Origin of the sequence: Bacteroides sp. HPS0048, from assembly GCF_964240755.1 — a bacterium.
GTDB classification, from domain to species: domain Bacteria; phylum Bacteroidota; class Bacteroidia; order Bacteroidales; family Bacteroidaceae; genus Bacteroides; species Bacteroides nordii.
Genome location: NZ_CAXSVC010000005.1, coordinates 206,462 through 223,773, shown reverse-complemented (window position 1 = coordinate 223,773; position 17,312 = coordinate 206,462). Strand labels below are relative to the sequence as shown.

The window sequence follows — 17,312 nt, the reverse complement described above, 5'->3', positions numbered from 1 at the left end:
GCCGGGGAAATAGCATGAAGTATCCAGCTCGCAGGTTTTCTATGACGTATGTGCATAAAAAAAGGAGAGCGCGTAGTGCCCCTCCTTTATGTGTAGTTTAACTGAGTCTCCTTTATGAATTCATTGACCAATATACGACATTGAAATGTCAAAGCCTGGCTTTTCACCTTTTATTCTCTTGCAAATCACTTCCTACTCTTTGCCATAGTATTTTCGGTAGATTTTTTTGTATTCTTTTCCTTCACGGAATTTTGTAAGCCAGGAGTTAAGGCTGTCCAGTAATACAGGTGATTGCTTGCTGACACCCCATGAATAAAATTGTGTAAAGCTGATATCCGTACTGATGTCAAGTTGTGGCAGCGAATCTGCCGCTGCCCGGGCGATGCTTTCGTCACACACGACATAATCGATATCTCCGTGAGCTACCATTGCTATCAGCTGTTCCGAACCGTATTTTTCTACTTCGTTGGTGTAAATCGTATCTCCTATCTCATTTCCCAGATTACGAATGCGGAGGATGGATGGCGAACCTTTTACTACATGGAGTGTCCGCCCTGCCAGATCGAGCTGATTTTTGATAAAGAGTGAATCGTACTCGGATACAGGTTTACGTTGAACTAACACCTGTTTGCTTAGAATGATGGGGGAAGTGAGGAGTAAAGAGTCCTTGAGTTCGCTGGTCACCAGGATGCCGTAGGCGATAACGTCATACTTTCCTGTTTCTAATCCTTGCAACCGTTGCCCGAAACTCATCACTGGAGATACCTGTGTCTGGATTCCCTTATCCCGAGCGAAGGCTTCTATCAGTTCGTAGTGAAAGCCCGTCACCGTATCGCCGTCCACATAGAAGCTGATAGAATTGTATTCTGTTGCTGCGTGGAGAATGCCGCTTGCAATGATCTCGGCATAGTCTCGCGGATGTCCGTTCTCTTTCTCCTTCTTCTGTGGCCAGAGCCAAAGTACCAGAAAGCATATGACTCCCAGTAGCAGGTATTTCAGATATTTCCGTTTTATTGGTTTCATAGGTTCATGAGGTCATTAATCGTAGAAGTTCCAGGAAACTCCAAACTTTAGCAATCGTGGATTGATCGGATAGTGGGGAGCATAAAACGAGTTCGGCCGATTTATAAGTCCGTCGTTCACGTGATACATCATGACGAAGAAACGTGTCCGTTTCAGGTGCAGATTGGCATATACATTGACAATAGGATAAGCACCTATCTCTACCTGATCTTTGGACGATTGAAGGTAAAATTGTCCGGTAGCAGGCATATAGGCCGGAGCATAATATTTAGTGAAGTAGCGTACATCGGCACCCAGTTGCACACTCAATACTTTCTTTGCGAGTTTAAAGTCGAGGTAAAGATTGTGGTACAACGAGAGAGTAGGGAGCGGAAGCACTGTACTGTTACTTGATTTCTGCCAGGTCACTTCATTGTCCAGATGGAGAATGCCGAGGCGAAAATCTTGTGCCAGAGTAGCCGAAACTACCTGTATGTTGCCTCCAAATTGTTCGGGCACTGCCTGCTGGTTGAAGTAAGTATAATTCTTGATATTCTCTACGCCTGCTTTCAGGTGCGTTTTCCAACGGTCGATGTTTAGTTCTCCTTCTATGTGGGTACGAAATTCCTTGTCCATGTTATCATTGTCCCAATAGAAGTGTTTGGAGTGATAATGGCGCATGTAGAACGAGGGCAGTGTGTTGCTGACAGACGCGCGTGCTATCAGGCTCACTGTATCCTTGCCCAGACGGAAGTTCAGATCGATATCTCCTTTTACGTTGAATTGTCCGATGGCTTTTCCCAATAAGCCTACTTCACCTATGGCGTGGTAGTGGAGTACTTTCCCTTGTCGCTTAGCCAGCTCGCCACCTACAAAAAACTCATTTTCTGTATAGTGATCTTTACTGACAGAGTCTGCATTCATCAGTTCATATTTACTGAGTTTATGCGATATGAAGGCAGTGACCCCGGCTTTGGCATATTTGTTAAAACCTTCGAGCAGGGAGATTCCAAATGTATTCTTTATGCCGATATAGGAGGTGGAATCATCCACCACATAAGGTTGTCCCGGTTTGATGTACGTATTTTGGTAATAATCTTTCAGTTGGTCGTTGGACGTAAATTTGCGCTTCGTCCATTCCACCTGCATCGTGTAGATAAAACTGGTGACGGGCACAAACTCTTGTTGGGGAGGCAACGTATCATTTTCCTGTTGAGGGAGGTCGCGATGGAATCCCAGTTTGTAGCGTTGCGTCAGGAATACATAGCTGTCAGTATTACGGGAAGTGGCTGTATTCATCACCGTCGGCATGTTGGTAGATTCATACACTCTTCCACCTTCTGCTGCACCCTCGGGATCTTTGATATAATCGTCGTTTGTTATACCTCCGTTCTCGTTGTTCTTCAGGTAGTTGTAGCTATACAGCAAAGTCCCTTCATATTTCTCTCCCATATAACTGATAAAGGGAGCTGCGTTGAAGTATGAAGTACTTGAATGGTTGTAATATCCGCGTCCATACAGATAGTCGATGTTGAAGCCGAAAGCAAGCCGCTTGTTGACATTCACCGAAAAATAAGATTTGAAACGCTCTTCTCCGTTTATTTTGTTACCTGCTTTGTTATAGGTCAGATTCGTATATGGAACATTGCTATTGGTAAAATTAAACTCATCAGGCCGCACGAAGAAGAAAGAATATGGCTGCATGAAGATAGTTGGTTCTACTGCCTGCCGGTCAAAGAAGATACGAGACATACGTGGAGCACCCATGTTGCCTAAGTAATTATAGTGTCCGGTCATACCTTCTGTCAGATTAGCATTCTGGTAGTTAAGTCGGGCTGTATCGGCAGGAATACGGGTTACGTTTCCCAGATTTTCGCTGACACGCCACATGTAAAGTTTGGGTGGAAGTCCCTGGATTTCTACATTTGCGCTATCCAGACTTTGGGGACGCATGGCAGGGTCTATCTGGTTGCCATATTGGTCTACGATATTGCCAAATTCATCCTGTCGGTCTCCGTACGGATTGTTTGGGTTGACTTGCGCTTGGATAGCCAACTGACCTACGATAAAGAGTAGTATATATGTAAGTAGGATTCGTTTCATAATTGGGCGCAAATATACGACAAAAAAGTTGAAGCTTACAGAGTTGAAACCTTAATTAATTGAAAGTTGAAAATTGAAAATTGAAAGTTAGCTGCGCTGCCATGCTGCATAGTAACTTTCAATTTTCAATTTTCAACTTTCAATTAAATTAAGCCTCTCTGATCAGTTCCATCCCTTTCTTGATGGCTTCTTCATTCATCGGTATCAGGTGATGATGGCGTTCGGGGAGAGTTTTCTTTAATCCTTTGATAACATTTTCCAGCGTTACAATAGGACGTAGTTTCAGTAAGCCACCCAGTACGATCATGTTGAATGCTTTGGCATTCTTCATTTCATTGGCTGCATCCATAGCATCAATGCGGTATACTTTGATGTCTTTGCGGGTAGGTGGGTTGATAATTCCGTATCCGTCGTAGATAAGAATTCCGCCCGGCTTGATACGGTTCTCAAACTTCTCGAGCGAAGGCTGGTTTAATATGATAGCTGTGTCATACTGACTTAGAATCGGAGAGGAGATTCTGTCATCACTTACGATCACCGTTACGTTGGCAGTTCCACCGCGTTGTTCCGGTCCGTAAGCTGGCATCCAGGTTACTTCTTTGCCTTCCATCAGTCCGGAGTAAGCTAAAATTTTTCCCATAGACAGTACTCCCTGTCCACCGAATCCTGCTATAATTATTTCTTCTTTCATTGTTTTTTCAGTTTTTAGCATTATTCTTTATTTTTCAAGTCACCGAGCGGATAGAATGGGAACATATGTTCTTCCATCCATTTGTTAGACTTTTCGGGAGTCATTTTCCAGCCGGAACTACAAGTAGAAACAATTTCTACCAGGTTGGAGCCTTTGCCAGCCATAGAGTTTTCAAATGCTTTGCGGATCGCTTTCTTTGCTTTACGGATTGCAGGAACCGATTGTACGGATTGACGGGTAACGTATGCCGTACCTTCCAGTTGCGCAGCAATTTCAGTAATTTTCAGAGGATATCCGTGTAAGTCTACATCACGTCCGTAAGGGCAAGTGGCGGTTTTCATACCCACAAGGGTTGTTGGAGCCATCTGTCCACCGGTCATACCATATATGGCATTGTTGATGAAGATGATAGTGATATTCTCACCGCGATTGAGTGCATGGATTGTTTCGGCTGTACCGATACAGGCAAGGTCACCATCGCCCTGGTAAGTGAATACCAGACGGTCCGGCCATAAGCGTTTGATGGCTGTTGCCAATGCAGGGGCACGTCCGTGGGCTGCTTCCTGCCAGTCGATATCGAGATAGTTGTAAATGAAAACGGCACAACCTACGGGAGAGATACCAACGGTTTTATCTTCCATTCCCATCTCTTCAATGACCTCGGCTATGAGCTTGTGTACCACACCGTGACTGCAACCCGGGCAGTAATGCATGGCGTTATCATTCATCAGAGTCGGTTTTTTATAAACCAGATTCTCGGGCTTGATTATTTCTTCTTTAGTCATAACTTAATTTTTTTTTGGTTGATGAGGTTTAAGTTGACAATTTGACAAGTGGATTTACCATCCTGCATCTTGTCTTTTTGTTAACTTTCTCCTTATCTGTTGGTGAATCGTATGAAAAACTCCATCAGTTTGACAAAGATTGCCGCACCGCATACGTATATGAATATCTTGAAATCGTCTGCTACAAAGTAAACGATAATAGCTGCTAAAGCGAGTATGATGAAAAGTATATTCAATACGTTTCTTATTTTATCGGGATTCATCTTTATTTTATTTACGATTAGACGATTTTCGATTTACGATTGGGGGGCTTTGATTTACTTCTTTAACTTCCGTGATTTACTGCTTTACTTTCATGATTCATTTTCCCTAGATCGTAATTCGTAAATCGTCCAATCGTAAATTCTACTTTACATGATTTTTTCTTTCAGTGCACTTACAATCTCGTCCGGATCGGGCACAATACCACCAAGACGGCCAAAGTGTTCTACTTTTATTTTTCCGTTTACTGCCAGGCGTACGTCTTCGATCATTTGTCCGGCATTCAACTCAGTAACAAGCATACCTTTCACCTTATCGGCATACGCCGCAATAGCTTTTGTGGGGAACGGCCACAGAGTGATAGGACGAAGCATACCTACTTTGATACCCTCTTCACGTGCCAGCTCCATTGCTTTCTGTCCGATACGTGCCATAGAGCCAAATGCTACAATCAGGTATTCCGCATCTTCACAGTCTATTTCTTCAAAGCGCACTTCGTTTTCTTCGATTACGCGGTATTTTGCCTGGAAGCGGATGTTGTTCTTTTCCATTTCTTCGGGGCGGAGTTCGAGCGAAGTGATAATATTGGGTTTACGGTCTTTTGTTTTACCGGTAGTGGCCCATGGGCACTGTTCGATTACTTCTGCATCCGTGCGACGGGGTTTCATCGGTGGCAATACTACTTTCTCCATCATTTGTCCGATAACACCATCGGCAAGGATGATGGCAGGGTTACGGTATTTGAAGGCCAGTTCGAAAGCGAGCCCAACGAAGTCGGCCATTTCCTGTACAGAAGCTGGGGCAAGTGCAATCAGTTTATAGTCGCCATGTCCACCACCTTTCACTGTTTGGAAATAGTCTGCCTGGCTTGGCTGGATGGTTCCCAGACCAGGACCACCGCGCATTACGTTTACGATCAGACAGGGGAGTTCGGCTCCTGCCAGATAAGAGATGCCTTCCTGTTTCAGGCTGACACCAGGGCTTGAAGAGGAGGTCAACACCATTTTCCCACTTCCGGCACCGCCATATACCATATTGATAGCTGCTACTTCACTCTCTGCCTGGAGCACTACCATACCGGTGGTTTCCCACGGTTTCAAGTCGGCCAGCGTTTCCAATACCTCCGATTGCGGAGTAATAGGATAACCGAAGTATCCGTCGGCACCACAGCGAATGGCTGCATGGGCGATGGCTTCGTTACCTTTCATTAATACTACTTCTTCTGTCATAATAATAATTTGCTAATCTACTTTAACTTTATACACAGAGATACATCCGTCCGGACAAACCGTTGCACACGAGCTGCATCCGTTGCAGGTATCTTCCAATACTTGGCGGGCATAATTGTACCCCTTTACATTCACCTCTTTGGTGAGTGATATTACATCGAGCGGACAAGCCACTACACACAGGTTGCAGCCTTTGCAACGCTCCGTGTCGACCACGATTGCTCCTTTAATTTTTGCCATAATCTATCGATTTTATTACGTTTATTGATTATACATGTCTTTGTGATAGAACTCCAGAATATCCATTACCATCTTGTGGGCTTGCAAGGCAGGACTTTCGGGGTTAATCTCGATGGCGGATTGATAATTGTTGAGGGCTTGCTGCCAGTTGCCTTGCTTTCGGTAGGCATTGCCCCGCAAGTAGTAAACTTCGTCTTTGGGGGCGAAGTCCGTTTGAGTGAGAAGAGCATCAAGGGCTTCAATTGCTTTATTTATATCTCCCTGATTGATAAGCTCTTTTATGGTCTCCAATTGTTTCATATTTAAATGAGTTTCAGAGTTTGCACCACAAAGATAGTTTTTTATTTATATACACAGCTTATGTCGTGGGTTAAATTTATCCTTATTGTACTTTTTCTTATCAAAAATGAGGGTGTATAGGTGGGTTTTAACGACATTTTGTTATTTTATGTTTTTAAGCAGAAACTACCTGATTGTTAGCGTATAATGGATTTAATGTAGAAAAAGAAATGGAGGGATTGCATATGTAGATAATGCCGGAAGGAAGCAGTGTAATAATGAAAGTTAAGAAAGGAGCGGATAGGGTGGAAAGAATACGAAAGGCTGTACCAGAATGAATCCGGAACAGCCTTTTCTCAATCGTTTTGTTACTTCACGAGTTCACCGTTGATGTACAGATTTTTTAGAGTGACATCGTGAGCGCCTTTGATGTCGTTGCCTCCTTTGGCTACGTTGTTGAAGTGAGAATCTTCTACGCTGATATTGTATACATGCTGGTCGTCATCCAGTCCGATGATAAGTACTCCCAGACGGCTTTTTTGGCAGGTTACATTTTTCAGGTGTACATTGCGCACGGTAGGAGTGAAGCCACGGTTACACTGTTCCCGGTTCTCATATTGCAGATTGATGCGTAGTACGGCTTCCCGGCATTGTCCTACGGTGATGTTGCGTACAAATACATTTTCGATGATTCCACCCCGGCAGGTACTGGTTTTGATACGGATTACCCGGTCGAGATTCGGGCTGTCCATCTGGCAATTCTCAACAAACAGGTTACGATAGCCGCCGGATATCTCACTACCGATAACAACGCCACCATGTCCGTTTTTCATTTTGCAGTTGCGTACGATGATGTTTTCGCTGGGTACATTCCATTTGCGCCCGTCTGCATTGCGTCCCGATTTGATGGCGATGCAATCATCCCCGGTATCAAAAGTGCAGTTCTCTATCAGTACATTTTTGCAGGATTCAGGATCGCATCCATCTCCGTTGGGGCCACGGTTGAATATGTTGACACCACGTACAATCAGGCTTTCGCAGAACAGAGGGTGAATCACCCAAAAGGGAGAGTTCAGTAGTGTGACATCTTCTATCAGGACGGTACTGCATGCATAAAGATTGATTAACTGAGGACGCAGCCCGTCTTCCGGAGTCATGATGCGTTTGTAAACCGGGGTTGATGTTTCGCCGTACATCAGCAGGCGCTCACGTCCACCGTTGCGTTGTGCCACCATTCCCTCTTTCCAGCCATATTTGGGTGCGCCACACATGGGCCACCAGGTTTCGTTGGAGCCTTGTCCGTCAATGGTTCCTTTGCCGGTAATAGCAATATTGGTTTCGCCATAGGCGTAGATTAGTGGGCGGGCGTTGTAACAATCCAGCCCTTCCCAACGGGTGATTACTCCGGGGAAGTATAAGCTTTGGTTGGTAAGGAATTTTAGTATGGCACCTTCTTGCAGATGAAAGTTAACGTTGCTTTTCAGGGTAATGGGGCCTGTATAAAAGGTTCCTTGGGGAACAACAACTGTGCCACCACCAGCAAGGCTACATTTGAGAATAGCCTGATTGATGGCTTCGTGGCAGGGCTCGGTTTCATTGTCCGGCTTTGCACCAAAGTCAGTGATATTGTAGGTTTGTTTTGGAAAAGAGGTTTTCTTGATTTGTTTTTCAATCTTAGCACTTTCTTTGAAAGCTTTGTCAAAGTCAATTGGGTTGGCAAAAGCAATTGCTGTTACTAACAGTAGAGACAGGAAGCTAAATCGTTTCTTCATTTGTTTCTTGTTGTTTTTTTGATGGATATTGGATTTTAAGTACGCAAAAATACGAAGTAACGCGGTTATAGTACAATATATTTTGATTGAAAGGGTGTAATTTTTGATTGATATAAGGGGTAGGAGAGATAGAAGGGGGATAGTATTATAATAAAAAATAAAGAGAGACATACAGTAATGCGTCTCTCTTTATTTTTTATCTTTATTTATTTCACGGGAATCTTATCAATTCTTTTCTGATGTCTTCCTCCCTCGAATGGGGTGTTGAAGAACTCTGTCAGAATCATATCGGCCTCTTCAGTGCTGATGAAGCGTCCCGGCATCACAAGTATATTGGCATCGTTGTGTTGGCGGGCCAGGTGTGCTATTGCAGCCGTCCAGCAAAGTGCGGCACGGATGCCCTGATGTTTGTTTAGCGTCATACTGATACCATTTCCGCTTCCACAAATGGCAATACCCGGATAGCATTCGCCAGCTTCTACTGCCAGTGCTAACGGGTGCGCAAAATCAGGATAGTCACAACTTTCAGCAGAATAAGTACCAAAGTCTTTGTATTCCCAACCTTTTGCCTGCAACCATCCCCGGACGAATTCTTTCAGTTCAAATCCGGCATGGTCACAGCATAATCCGATTTTTTTCATTATAGCATCTCTTTTACCTGGTTGTACACATTGGCGGCAGTGAAGCCCAGCTTCTCGTCCAGCACTGTGTAGGGAGCAGAGAAACCAAATGATTCAAGACCGAAAACTTTACCATTAGCACCTACAAGACCTTGCAGATTTACGGGCAGACCAGCGGTGAGGCCGAAAATCTTTGCACCTGCCGGGAGTACCGATTCCTGATATGCTTTATCCTGGCTGCGGAACAATCCTTCGGAAGGTGCCGATACGATACGTACCTTCACACCGTCCTTGCGAAGCAATTCGGCTCCGGCAATGAGGGTGGCTACTTCCGAACCGGAAGCTACCAAGGTTACGTCCGGATTCTCGTCAGAACCGGCAACGATGTAAGCTCCTTTGGCCACTTGTGCATAGTCGTTGCCTGTAGGTAAGCTGACGATGTTTTGGCGGGAAAGAATCAGAGCAGTCGGGGTGTAGATATTTTCCATAGCCAGTTTCCATGCAATAGTGGTCTCTTCGGCATCTGCCGGACGGAGTACAAGCATAGAATTGTGGCCTTTGTGATTTTTCAGTTTCTCCATCAGGCGGATTTGTGCTTCCTGCTCTACGGGTTCGTGAGTAGGGCCATCTTCGCCTACCCGGAATGCATCGTGTGACCAGATGAACTTCACGGGCTGTTCCATCAGGGCTGCCATACGGATGGCAGGTTTCATATAGTCGGAGAATACGAAGAAGGTGGCACATGCCGGAATAACGCCACCGTGAAGTGACATACCGATGCAGACACAAGCCATGCTCAATTCTGATACGCCGGCCTGGAAGAAAGCTCCGCTAAAGTCGCCACGTTTGAAAGCATGTGTCTTTTTGAGGAAACCGTCTGTCTTGTCTGAATTAGAAAGATCGGCAGATGCTACTACCATATTCTCTACTTGTGTAGCCAGTGCACCTAGTACGGTGGCCGAAGCGGCGCGGGTGGCCACATTGGGTTTCTGTTCGATAGCGTCCCAGTTTACTTTAGGAGCTTTTCCTGCAAAGAAGTTGGCCATTTTTGCTGCCAGTTCCGGGTTTGTTTTGGCCCATTCGGCTTTTGCTGCATATTTTTCGGCTACTATCTTTTTAAGGTCTTCGGTACGTTTGGCGTACAACTCGGCTACTTCCGGGAAGATAACAAACGGTTCGTCGGGATTTCCGCCCAGATTCTTGATTGTATTAATATAGGCATCACCACCTAATGGTGCACCGTGTGTAGCACAGTTAGCTTCATAACTGCTGCCATCGGCTTTACGTGCTCCTTTGCCCATCGTGGTTTTCCCAATGATGAGTGTAGGACGTTTGCTTTCTGCTTTTGCTTCTTTGAGGGCAGTACGGATAGCATTAGGATCATTTCCGTTGATTTCGATAACGTTCCAGTCCCATGCTTTGTATTTCATGGCCACGTTTTCTGCCGTCACTTCTTTGGTTTCGGTAGAAAGCTGAATATCGTTGGAGTCATAGAACATGATGAGATTGTCCAGTCCCAGGGTTCCGGCAATACGTCCGGCTCCTTGTGAAATCTCTTCCTGGATACCACCATCAGAGATGTAGGCATAGATAGTCTGGCTCATAACCTCACCGAAGCGGGCTTTAAGGAATTTAGCTGCGATGGCGGCTCCTACGGCAAAAGTATGTCCCTGTCCCAGCGGACCGGAAGTGTTTTCTACACCACGCATGATATCTACTTCGGGATGTCCCGGAGTAGGGCTTCCCCATTGGCGGAACTGTGCCAGCTCTGCCAGCGTATATTTACCGGTCAGTGCAAGTACAGAGTAGAGCATTGGTGACATATGACCCGGATCGAGAAAGAAACGGTCACGTCCTTCCCAGCGGGGATTCTGAGGATCATATACTAAGAACTCAGAGAAAAGTACGTTTATAAAATCCGCACCTCCCATAGCACCACCCGGATGTCCGGAGTTGGCTTTTTCAACCATAGATGCAGCAAGAATACGGATGTTGTCCGCTGCACGGTTCATAAGTTTGCTTTCGTTCATATTTATAATGATTAAGTTTTCATATTTTCCGCAAAGATAAGTCTTTAACGTTAATTATCGGGCATAAGAAGGGGGCTTTTTTTAATCTTTGTTTAAAGTCCGAAAGCGCTCTTCTTGTGCTGCGTACAATAACTATTTGTCCTTATCGTACTTATATCAACAAAAAGAGAGACACATCTGTTTAGGATATGTCCCTCTTTATAGAAGTTAGTTTTTGTTATTTATACGAGTTTTCTTGAACCGTCGCCGATTACAACATCATACACTTTGGGGCTTCTGCCAAATTTGGCTTTGAATGCCTCTTTTGCCTTTTCGATGAAGTTGTCGTACAATTCTTCTTTAACGAGGTTGATTGTACAACCACCAAAACCGCCACCCATAACGCGTGAACCGGTTACGCCACACTCTTTTGCCAAGTCGTTGAGGAAGTCGAGCTCTTCGCAGCTTACTTCGTAGAGCTTGCTCATGCCGTGGTGTGTTTCATACATTTTCTTACCTACTGTTTCGTAGTCGCCTACTTCCAGTGCATCGCAAACGTCTAGTACGCGTTGAATTTCTTCAATCACATATTCAGCACGCATGTAGTCTTCGTCGCTGATGTCAGCTTTGGCTTCTTTGAGCATATCCATCGTACAATCGCGAAGGAATTCTACGTGCGGATGTTTTTTCTGGATAGCAGCTACAGCAGCTTCACAACTTTGGCGGCGCTTATTGTAGGCCGATGAAGCGAGCTCATGTTTTACTACTGAGTCTACCAGTACAAGTCGGTAACCTTCTGGTTTGAAGGGGAAGTACTGATACTCCAGTGAACGGCAATCCAGACGGATCAGGCTGCCTGCTTTCCCGAATACGGAGGCAAACTGGTCCATAATACCACAGTTTACACCGCAGTAGTTATGTTCTGTAGCCTGTCCCACTTTGGCCAGTTCAAATTTGTCTATTTTGTTGTCGCCAAACAGATCATTCAGTGCAAAAGCGTATGTGCTTTCGAGTGCTGCCGAAGAAGACATACCAGCTCCCAGGGGCACATCGCCAGAGAAAGCAGTATTGAATCCTTTCACATCAACACCGCGTTTAATCATTTCGCGGCATACACCGAAAATATATCTTGCCCAACTTGCTTTCGGAGCATCTTCTTCGTTCAACCCGAATGATACATAATCTTTCAGGTCGATAGAATATGCATTAACAGTATTGGTCCCGTTTGGTTTAATTTCTGCAATCATGCCTTTGTCTATGGCTCCCGGGAATACGAATCCACCATTGTAGTCGGTGTGTTCGCCAATAAGATTGATACGGCCCGGTGAGGCGTAAACTGATCCTGTAGTTCCGTCAAAGTGTTTAATAAAACGGCTTCTTACGTGTTCTATATCCATGATAATATCTTTTTAATTGGTTAATATAATAGTTTATTCAACCGGAATATTCTTGTTTACATTCTTGCAACCGATCAATGCGTAGTACAGCATATAAGCTACACCGGCAAAGATTACCCAGAAGCTTGCCATATAGCTACTTGTTACGTCGGCTACACCACCTTGGATAAGCGGAAGGATACCACCACCGCAAACCATTACCATGAAGATACCCGATGCCATTGCAGTGTACTTACCTAGACCTTCTACAGCCAGATTGAAGATACCACCCCACATGATAGAAGTACAAAGACCACAAAGGATAAAGAACATGATACCGATAGGTACATTAGCCATACCGAAGCTGATGTCTGATTTGAATACAGGCATATTGATTGTAGCTTCAACCGGAGCAAACATACCCACGAGCAGGAAGCCCAGTGCGAACAAACAAACAGTAGTTAACTGAGTTTTGCTGGAGAACTTAGCACCAAGTGCACCACCACAAAGACGGCCAATCATCATCAGGAACCAGTAAGTACCTACGATAGAACCCGCCATAGCTGTATCCATACCGATACCTTTTGCGCCGGCAGCTTCCGGAGAAGTAGTCAGGAACAAGTTTACGAAGTTAGGAATACCTACTTCAACGCCTACGTAGACGAAAATAGCAACAGTTCCGAGTACGAAGTGACGGAAAGACATTGGACTGTGAGTATCTTTCACCTTGTGGTCTGAAGCGTGCTCCATGTGCGGTTCCGGAAGTTTCATACTGCCCAATACAATGAATGCTATAGCGAAGATGCTCATTGCGATGAACAATGCAGGATTAGCGTCACTGATCTTGGTATCCTGGCTGATAGTACCAATCAGATAACCGCCCAGTACCGGAACGATAGTAGCTGCGATAGAGTTTAGAGAACCTCCGAACTGAATCAGCTGGTTACCTTTTTTGCCACCGCCGCCCAGTGTGTTCAACATCGGATTTACTACAGCGTTCAGCATACACATAGAGAAACCGGAAACGAAAGCACCACCCAGGTATACCCAGAAAGCGATTAATTCACCGGGAGCATAAGAAATTTGTCCGGAAAGGAACTGGATTCCTACACCGACAAATCCAACGGCAACGGCGATTAATGCTGTTTTCTTATAACCGATTCTTTTCAGCATAATACCAGCAGGAAGCCCCATAAAGGCATAAGCTATGAAGTTTGCTGCATTACCCAACTGGGTCATCCAGTTAGGAGCATTGAATTGTTCTTTTACGATGAGTCCGAGAGGGTTGGTAAATCCTGTTACGAACGAAATCATAGCGAAGAGGGCGAACATCATTGCAATAGGCAATAGATAGCTCTTTTTCTGTTGTGTCATGGTTTTAAAAAAGTTGTTAGTTTATAAAATTAGGTTATTTAGTTATTAATTGACAATAGACAATTGACAGTTGACGGTGATAGTTAACAGTGGGTTATGCTATATGATGTTGCATAATAACTGTCAATTGTCAACTGTCAATTGTCCACTTTATAAGTTTTCGACAGAAAATTTATAAATCGTTACCTGTTGGTACTCGTCTCCCGGAAGCAGTACGGCTGAAGGGAAATGAGGTTTGTTGGGTGTGTCGGGGAAGCATTGTGCTTCGAAGCAGATGGCACTGCGAGCCGGGAAAGTGGCACCGTGTGAACCTTTAAAACCGTTGAGCCAGTTACCCGTATAGAGTTGTACGCCGGCCTCGGTGGTATAAACTTCCATGACGCGTCCGCTTACGGGATCTGTGCAAGTGGCAGCCAGATCCAGCGAACCGGCTTCCTGTTTGTTGAGCACGTAGCAATGATCGTATCCTGCGCCGTAGACAAGTTGCTGAAAAGTGTCGTTAATGCGTTCGCCCACAGTGTGCGGGGTGCGGAAATCCATCGGAGTTCCTTCTACTTTGGCAATCTCTCCTGTGGGGATAGATACTTCGTCTATCGGAGTATAAAAATCAGCATTGATTGTGACGATGTTATTTTCTACTGTCGGGGTGGGGGTAGCGATACCTGCCAGATTGAAGAACCCATGATTGGTAAGATTTACAACAGTAGCTTTGTCGGTGGTAGCACGGTATTCGATGACCAGTGCATTTTCCTCTTCTTCGAGTCTATAAGTCATTTCTACTTCCAGATTTCCGGGGAATCCCTCTTCTCCGTCGGCCGATACGTAATTGAAGATGATCGTGTTTTCGTCTATCTGGTCGGCATCCCACACACGTGCATGAAAACCGGTAGGTCCTCCGTGCAGGGAGTTGGGGCCGTTGTTGATTGTCAGCGAGTGCTCTTCGGCGTAGAGGGTGAATTTCCCTTTGGCGATGCGGTTGCCATAACGACCGATGGTGGTGCTCAGGAATGGTTCGGGACTATTTATTACATGGTCTATGCTGTCGTGTCCGAGGATAACGTTGGCATATTTCCCGTTTTTGTCCGGGACCATGATGGAGAGAATGGCACAGCCGTAATTTGTTACGGCAACTTCCATCCCTTTTTTATTTCTGAGGATAAATAAGTCTGTTTGCTTATCGTCGATATCCTTTTGAAAATCCTTCCGGTTTAGTCCGGATAAATTTTCTTCTGTGGGGAATGTGTTATTCATGTCTGGCATATATAAAATTTCTTGCAAATAAAGCTAAATTCTTTCGTACTCCCAAATTATTCATGGTAAATCTATTCGAGGATTTAGGAAAGTTTAGCGTTTAGTTTCGCATGGGCTAAAACTTACTTTCGTGTCAATTCTATGAAATTTTGGTGATGAATTTAATATAAAACGCCCGGTTCTGTGTATTATTTGATATTTTTTGTATGTTTGTCCTCTGATTATCAAATCAAGAATTATAATCTAAGTTTATTAACAGAAAAACAAAATGTATCCGTTAAAATTTGAACCGATCCTGAAGCAGACACTTTGGGGAGGCGACAAAATCCTTCCGTTCAAGCACTTGAGTGATAACTTGACAGGAGTAGGAGAAAGCTGGGAGATTTCCGGCGTAGAAGACAATGAATCTGTGGTGGCTAATGGTCCCGATAAAGGATTCACGTTGATCGATATGGTGAGAAAATACCGTGAAGAACTGGTTGGTGAAGAAAACTATGCCCGTTTTGGCAATAAGTTTCCCTTGCTTATTAAATTCATCGACGCTAAACAAGATCTCTCTATTCAGGTACACCCCAACGACGAACTGGCAAAGAAACGCCACAATTCTATGGGAAAAACCGAGATGTGGTATGTTGTTGATGCCGATAAGGGGGCAAAACTCCGTTCGGGATTTTCAGAACAGATCACACCGAAAGAGTACAAAGAGCGTGTTTTCAACAATACCATAACCGATGTGCTGCAAGAGTATGAAATACATCCGGGTGACGTTTTCTTCCTTCCTGCAGGACGTATTCACAGCATCGGTGCAGGTGCATTTATTGCAGAGATTCAGCAGACTTCGGATATTACTTACCGCATTTACGATTTCAACCGCAAGGATGCCAAGGGTAATACGCGTGAACTGCATACCGACCTGGCACGCGAAGCTATCAACTATGAGGTGCTCGATGATTATCGCACCAAATATGACGCTGTGAAAGACGAACCGGTGGAGTTGGTGGCTTGTCCCTATTTCACCACTTCTCTGTATGACATGACCGAAAAGATCAGTTGCGACTATTCGGAGCTGGATTCTTTCGTGATTTTCATTTGCATCGAGGGTTCTTGCCGATTGGCAGACAACGAAGGCAACGAGCTGGCGTTTTGTGCCGGCGAAACAGTTTTGCTTCCTGCCACGACAGAGAATATAACGATTACTCCCGAAGAGGGAGGAAACGTGAAGATTCTCGAAACTTACGTTTAAAGTAAAAAAGTCTTTATTCTTACGAGGGGGGCTCTCGCGCGTAGGCGCGTAACTCCCCTTGTTTATAGTTTTAATTCTCTTATAAGGTGTAAATCGTGTATCATCAGGAAAATTTCCAGATGATAAGTCGGATGATAATTTTGCGATCATAGGAAGTTTCATCAGGAGAATTTCCTGATGATTTTTTGTATAAGGAGTGTTAATATCGTATTTTGTTCGGAGTGTTTTTTGAGACAAATACTTTGCATGGAGACTACGCCCGCACTACATGTAGCATAGGCGTTGCCTGCATGCAGCGCGGGCGTGGTCTCCAAAAGGTGCTTCCTTTCTTGTTTTTTTTACAAAAAAACACCTCTACCCTAAAGTGGAGGTGAATGTGCAAAGCGAAATACTGTGTAGGAAATACTGCTTTGGTAATAAGTTTTTGTTTATCCCTTTCTGAAAAAACGGCGAATCTTTTTCATTATTTTCACTCCCATTACCACACCATCAAAGATGGCCATTCCTGTATTGAATGATCTCATTATTGCGTCTGTTTGAGAGGTGGCGGGAGCAAGAGGGGCAAAAATTCGTTGTGCCGTTCGGGTCATCGCTTTTTTCTGTCCGCGTATTTCTTCCAGTTTCTCTGTCTTGAGCCGGGCGATATATTCCAGTGTGATTTTCTGGGGGGTAGCTTGCTGATTGTTCATAACTTATTCTTTTGAATCATTAAGAAACAGGCCGGCAAGGAAGTTTACCATTGGAGAAATGATAAGTTTCTTGCGGAAGATAATAACTGTGGCAATGAGTATGATGTTGATTGCTGCAATAATGCCAAAGCTCACCATGAGTCCGCCAACGAGCGGTTCGAGGATATAGGCCAGGGCGAATAAGAGATAAAACAGGGCCACCATGCCGAGAATAATGAGTACTAAAACCATGATTAAGGTGGAAAGAAGTATGGTTAGCTTTTCCGTCAATTCCAGTTTGGTATATTCTTTCTGGAGCTCCAGATATTTCTTGAACTCGAAGAATAGCTGTTGAAAGTTTTCTATACTTTTGTCGTCTGCAAACATAGTGGCTCTGTTTTTGATTCTA

At 44.5% G+C, this 17,312-nt stretch carries 16 protein-coding genes; 1 reads left to right on the top strand and 15 read right to left on the bottom strand.

Annotated elements, in window-relative coordinates:
* Positions 1–192: 192 nt before the first annotated feature.
* From ACESQI_RS06405 to ACESQI_RS06345, 13 genes are all read right to left on the bottom strand, one after another.
* Positions 193–1,023: a transporter substrate-binding domain-containing protein gene (locus tag ACESQI_RS06405; protein WP_373125571.1), complete on the bottom strand. Its 831-nt coding sequence runs from the start codon at positions 1,021–1,023 to the stop codon at positions 193–195.
* A gap of 15 nt (positions 1,024–1,038) precedes the next feature.
* Complete coding sequence (locus tag ACESQI_RS06400; RefSeq protein WP_373125570.1) at positions 1,039–3,105, bottom strand: putative porin; 2,067 nt, start codon at positions 3,103–3,105, stop codon at positions 1,039–1,041.
* A gap of 148 nt (positions 3,106–3,253) precedes the next feature.
* Positions 3,254–3,796, bottom strand: coding sequence for a 2-oxoacid:acceptor oxidoreductase family protein (locus ACESQI_RS06395; protein WP_002561683.1), 543 nt, complete (start codon positions 3,794–3,796; stop codon positions 3,254–3,256).
* A gap of 20 nt (positions 3,797–3,816) precedes the next feature.
* The gene (locus ACESQI_RS06390) at positions 3,817–4,581 is read right to left on the bottom strand and encodes a thiamine pyrophosphate-dependent enzyme (protein ID WP_002561682.1); all 765 of its coding nucleotides are present in this window, start codon (positions 4,579–4,581) and stop codon (positions 3,817–3,819) included.
* A gap of 410 nt (positions 4,582–4,991) precedes the next feature.
* The gene (locus ACESQI_RS06385) at positions 4,992–6,071 is read right to left on the bottom strand and encodes a 3-methyl-2-oxobutanoate dehydrogenase subunit VorB (protein WP_007484986.1); all 1,080 of its coding nucleotides are present in this window, start codon (positions 6,069–6,071) and stop codon (positions 4,992–4,994) included.
* Positions 6,072–6,083: 12 nt separating this feature from the next.
* Complete coding sequence (locus ACESQI_RS06380) at positions 6,084–6,311, bottom strand: ferredoxin family protein (protein WP_002561679.1); 228 nt, start codon at positions 6,309–6,311, stop codon at positions 6,084–6,086.
* 21 nt (positions 6,312–6,332) lie between these two features.
* Positions 6,333–6,611, bottom strand: a complete 279-nt coding sequence (locus tag ACESQI_RS06375) for a tetratricopeptide repeat protein (protein WP_002561678.1) — start codon at positions 6,609–6,611, stop codon at positions 6,333–6,335.
* Between the two features lie 347 nt (positions 6,612–6,958).
* Positions 6,959–8,362 (bottom strand): glycoside hydrolase family 28 protein, encoded by a 1,404-nt coding sequence (locus ACESQI_RS06370; protein ID WP_195660301.1) that lies wholly within the window; start codon positions 8,360–8,362, stop codon positions 6,959–6,961.
* A gap of 206 nt (positions 8,363–8,568) precedes the next feature.
* On the bottom strand, positions 8,569–9,003 hold the full coding sequence (gene rpiB / locus ACESQI_RS06365) for a ribose 5-phosphate isomerase B (protein WP_002561676.1): 435 nt from the start codon (positions 9,001–9,003) through the stop codon (positions 8,569–8,571).
* The gene (locus ACESQI_RS06360; protein ID WP_234130515.1) at positions 9,003–11,012 is read right to left on the bottom strand and encodes a transketolase; all 2,010 of its coding nucleotides are present in this window, start codon (positions 11,010–11,012) and stop codon (positions 9,003–9,005) included. The genes rpiB and ACESQI_RS06360 overlap by 1 nt, the downstream gene beginning before the upstream one ends.
* 221 nt (positions 11,013–11,233) lie before the next feature.
* Entirely contained in the window at positions 11,234–12,388 is a 1,155-nt protein-coding gene (gene galK, locus ACESQI_RS06355) for a galactokinase (protein ID WP_002561674.1), read from the bottom strand.
* Between the two features lie 33 nt (positions 12,389–12,421).
* Positions 12,422–13,741: an MFS transporter gene (locus tag ACESQI_RS06350; protein WP_373125569.1), complete on the bottom strand. Its 1,320-nt coding sequence runs from the start codon at positions 13,739–13,741 to the stop codon at positions 12,422–12,424.
* A 150-nt stretch (positions 13,742–13,891) separates the two neighbouring features.
* Complete coding sequence (locus ACESQI_RS06345) at positions 13,892–14,992, bottom strand: aldose epimerase family protein (RefSeq protein ID WP_044166433.1); 1,101 nt, start codon at positions 14,990–14,992, stop codon at positions 13,892–13,894.
* Between the two features lie 268 nt (positions 14,993–15,260).
* Here ACESQI_RS06345 and ACESQI_RS06340 point away from each other — a divergent pair, with 268 nt between their 5' ends.
* A complete protein-coding gene (locus ACESQI_RS06340; protein ID WP_025867697.1) occupies positions 15,261–16,235 on the top strand; it encodes a type I phosphomannose isomerase catalytic subunit in 975 nt (324 codons plus the stop codon).
* A gap of 428 nt (positions 16,236–16,663) precedes the next feature.
* On the opposite strand, the gene ACESQI_RS06335 is transcribed toward ACESQI_RS06340, so the two are convergent.
* A complete protein-coding gene (locus ACESQI_RS06335) occupies positions 16,664–16,924 on the bottom strand; it encodes a hypothetical protein (RefSeq protein ID WP_002561670.1) in 261 nt (86 codons plus the stop codon).
* Positions 16,925–16,927: 3 nt separating this feature from the next.
* Positions 16,928–17,290, bottom strand: coding sequence for a phage holin family protein (locus ACESQI_RS06330; protein ID WP_002561669.1), 363 nt, complete (start codon positions 17,288–17,290; stop codon positions 16,928–16,930).
* Positions 17,291–17,312: the final 22 nt, after the last annotated feature.

Coding starts and splice junctions, on each gene's coding strand:
- galK (WP_002561674.1), bottom strand. CDS start 12,388: ATGGATATAGAACACGTAAGAAGCCGTTTTATTAAACACTTTGACGGA.
- ACESQI_RS06395 (WP_002561683.1), bottom strand. CDS start 3,796: ATGAAAGAAGAAATAATTATAGCAGGATTCGGTGGACAGGGAGTACTG.
- ACESQI_RS06360 (WP_234130515.1), bottom strand. CDS start 11,012: ATGAACGAAAGCAAACTTATGAACCGTGCAGCGGACAACATCCGTATT.
- ACESQI_RS06380 (WP_002561679.1), bottom strand. CDS start 6,311: ATGGCAAAAATTAAAGGAGCAATCGTGGTCGACACGGAGCGTTGCAAA.
- ACESQI_RS06400 (WP_373125570.1), bottom strand. CDS start 3,105: ATGAAACGAATCCTACTTACATATATACTACTCTTTATCGTAGGTCAG.
- ACESQI_RS06350 (WP_373125569.1), bottom strand. CDS start 13,741: ATGACACAACAGAAAAAGAGCTATCTATTGCCTATTGCAATGATGTTC.
- ACESQI_RS06385 (WP_007484986.1), bottom strand. CDS start 6,071: ATGACAGAAGAAGTAGTATTAATGAAAGGTAACGAAGCCATCGCCCAT.
- ACESQI_RS06335 (WP_002561670.1), bottom strand. CDS start 16,924: ATGAACAATCAGCAAGCTACCCCCCAGAAAATCACACTGGAATATATC.
- rpiB (WP_002561676.1), bottom strand. CDS start 9,003: ATGAAAAAAATCGGATTATGCTGTGACCATGCCGGATTTGAACTGAAA.
- ACESQI_RS06370 (WP_195660301.1), bottom strand. CDS start 8,362: ATGAAGAAACGATTTAGCTTCCTGTCTCTACTGTTAGTAACAGCAATT.
- ACESQI_RS06345 (WP_044166433.1), bottom strand. CDS start 14,992: ATGAATAACACATTCCCCACAGAAGAAAATTTATCCGGACTAAACCGG.
- ACESQI_RS06405 (WP_373125571.1), bottom strand. CDS start 1,023: ATGAAACCAATAAAACGGAAATATCTGAAATACCTGCTACTGGGAGTC.
- ACESQI_RS06330 (WP_002561669.1), bottom strand. CDS start 17,290: ATGTTTGCAGACGACAAAAGTATAGAAAACTTTCAACAGCTATTCTTC.
- ACESQI_RS06390 (WP_002561682.1), bottom strand. CDS start 4,581: ATGACTAAAGAAGAAATAATCAAGCCCGAGAATCTGGTTTATAAAAAA.
- ACESQI_RS06340 (WP_025867697.1), top strand. CDS start 15,261: ATGTATCCGTTAAAATTTGAACCGATCCTGAAGCAGACACTTTGGGGA.
- ACESQI_RS06375 (WP_002561678.1), bottom strand. CDS start 6,611: ATGAAACAATTGGAGACCATAAAAGAGCTTATCAATCAGGGAGATATA.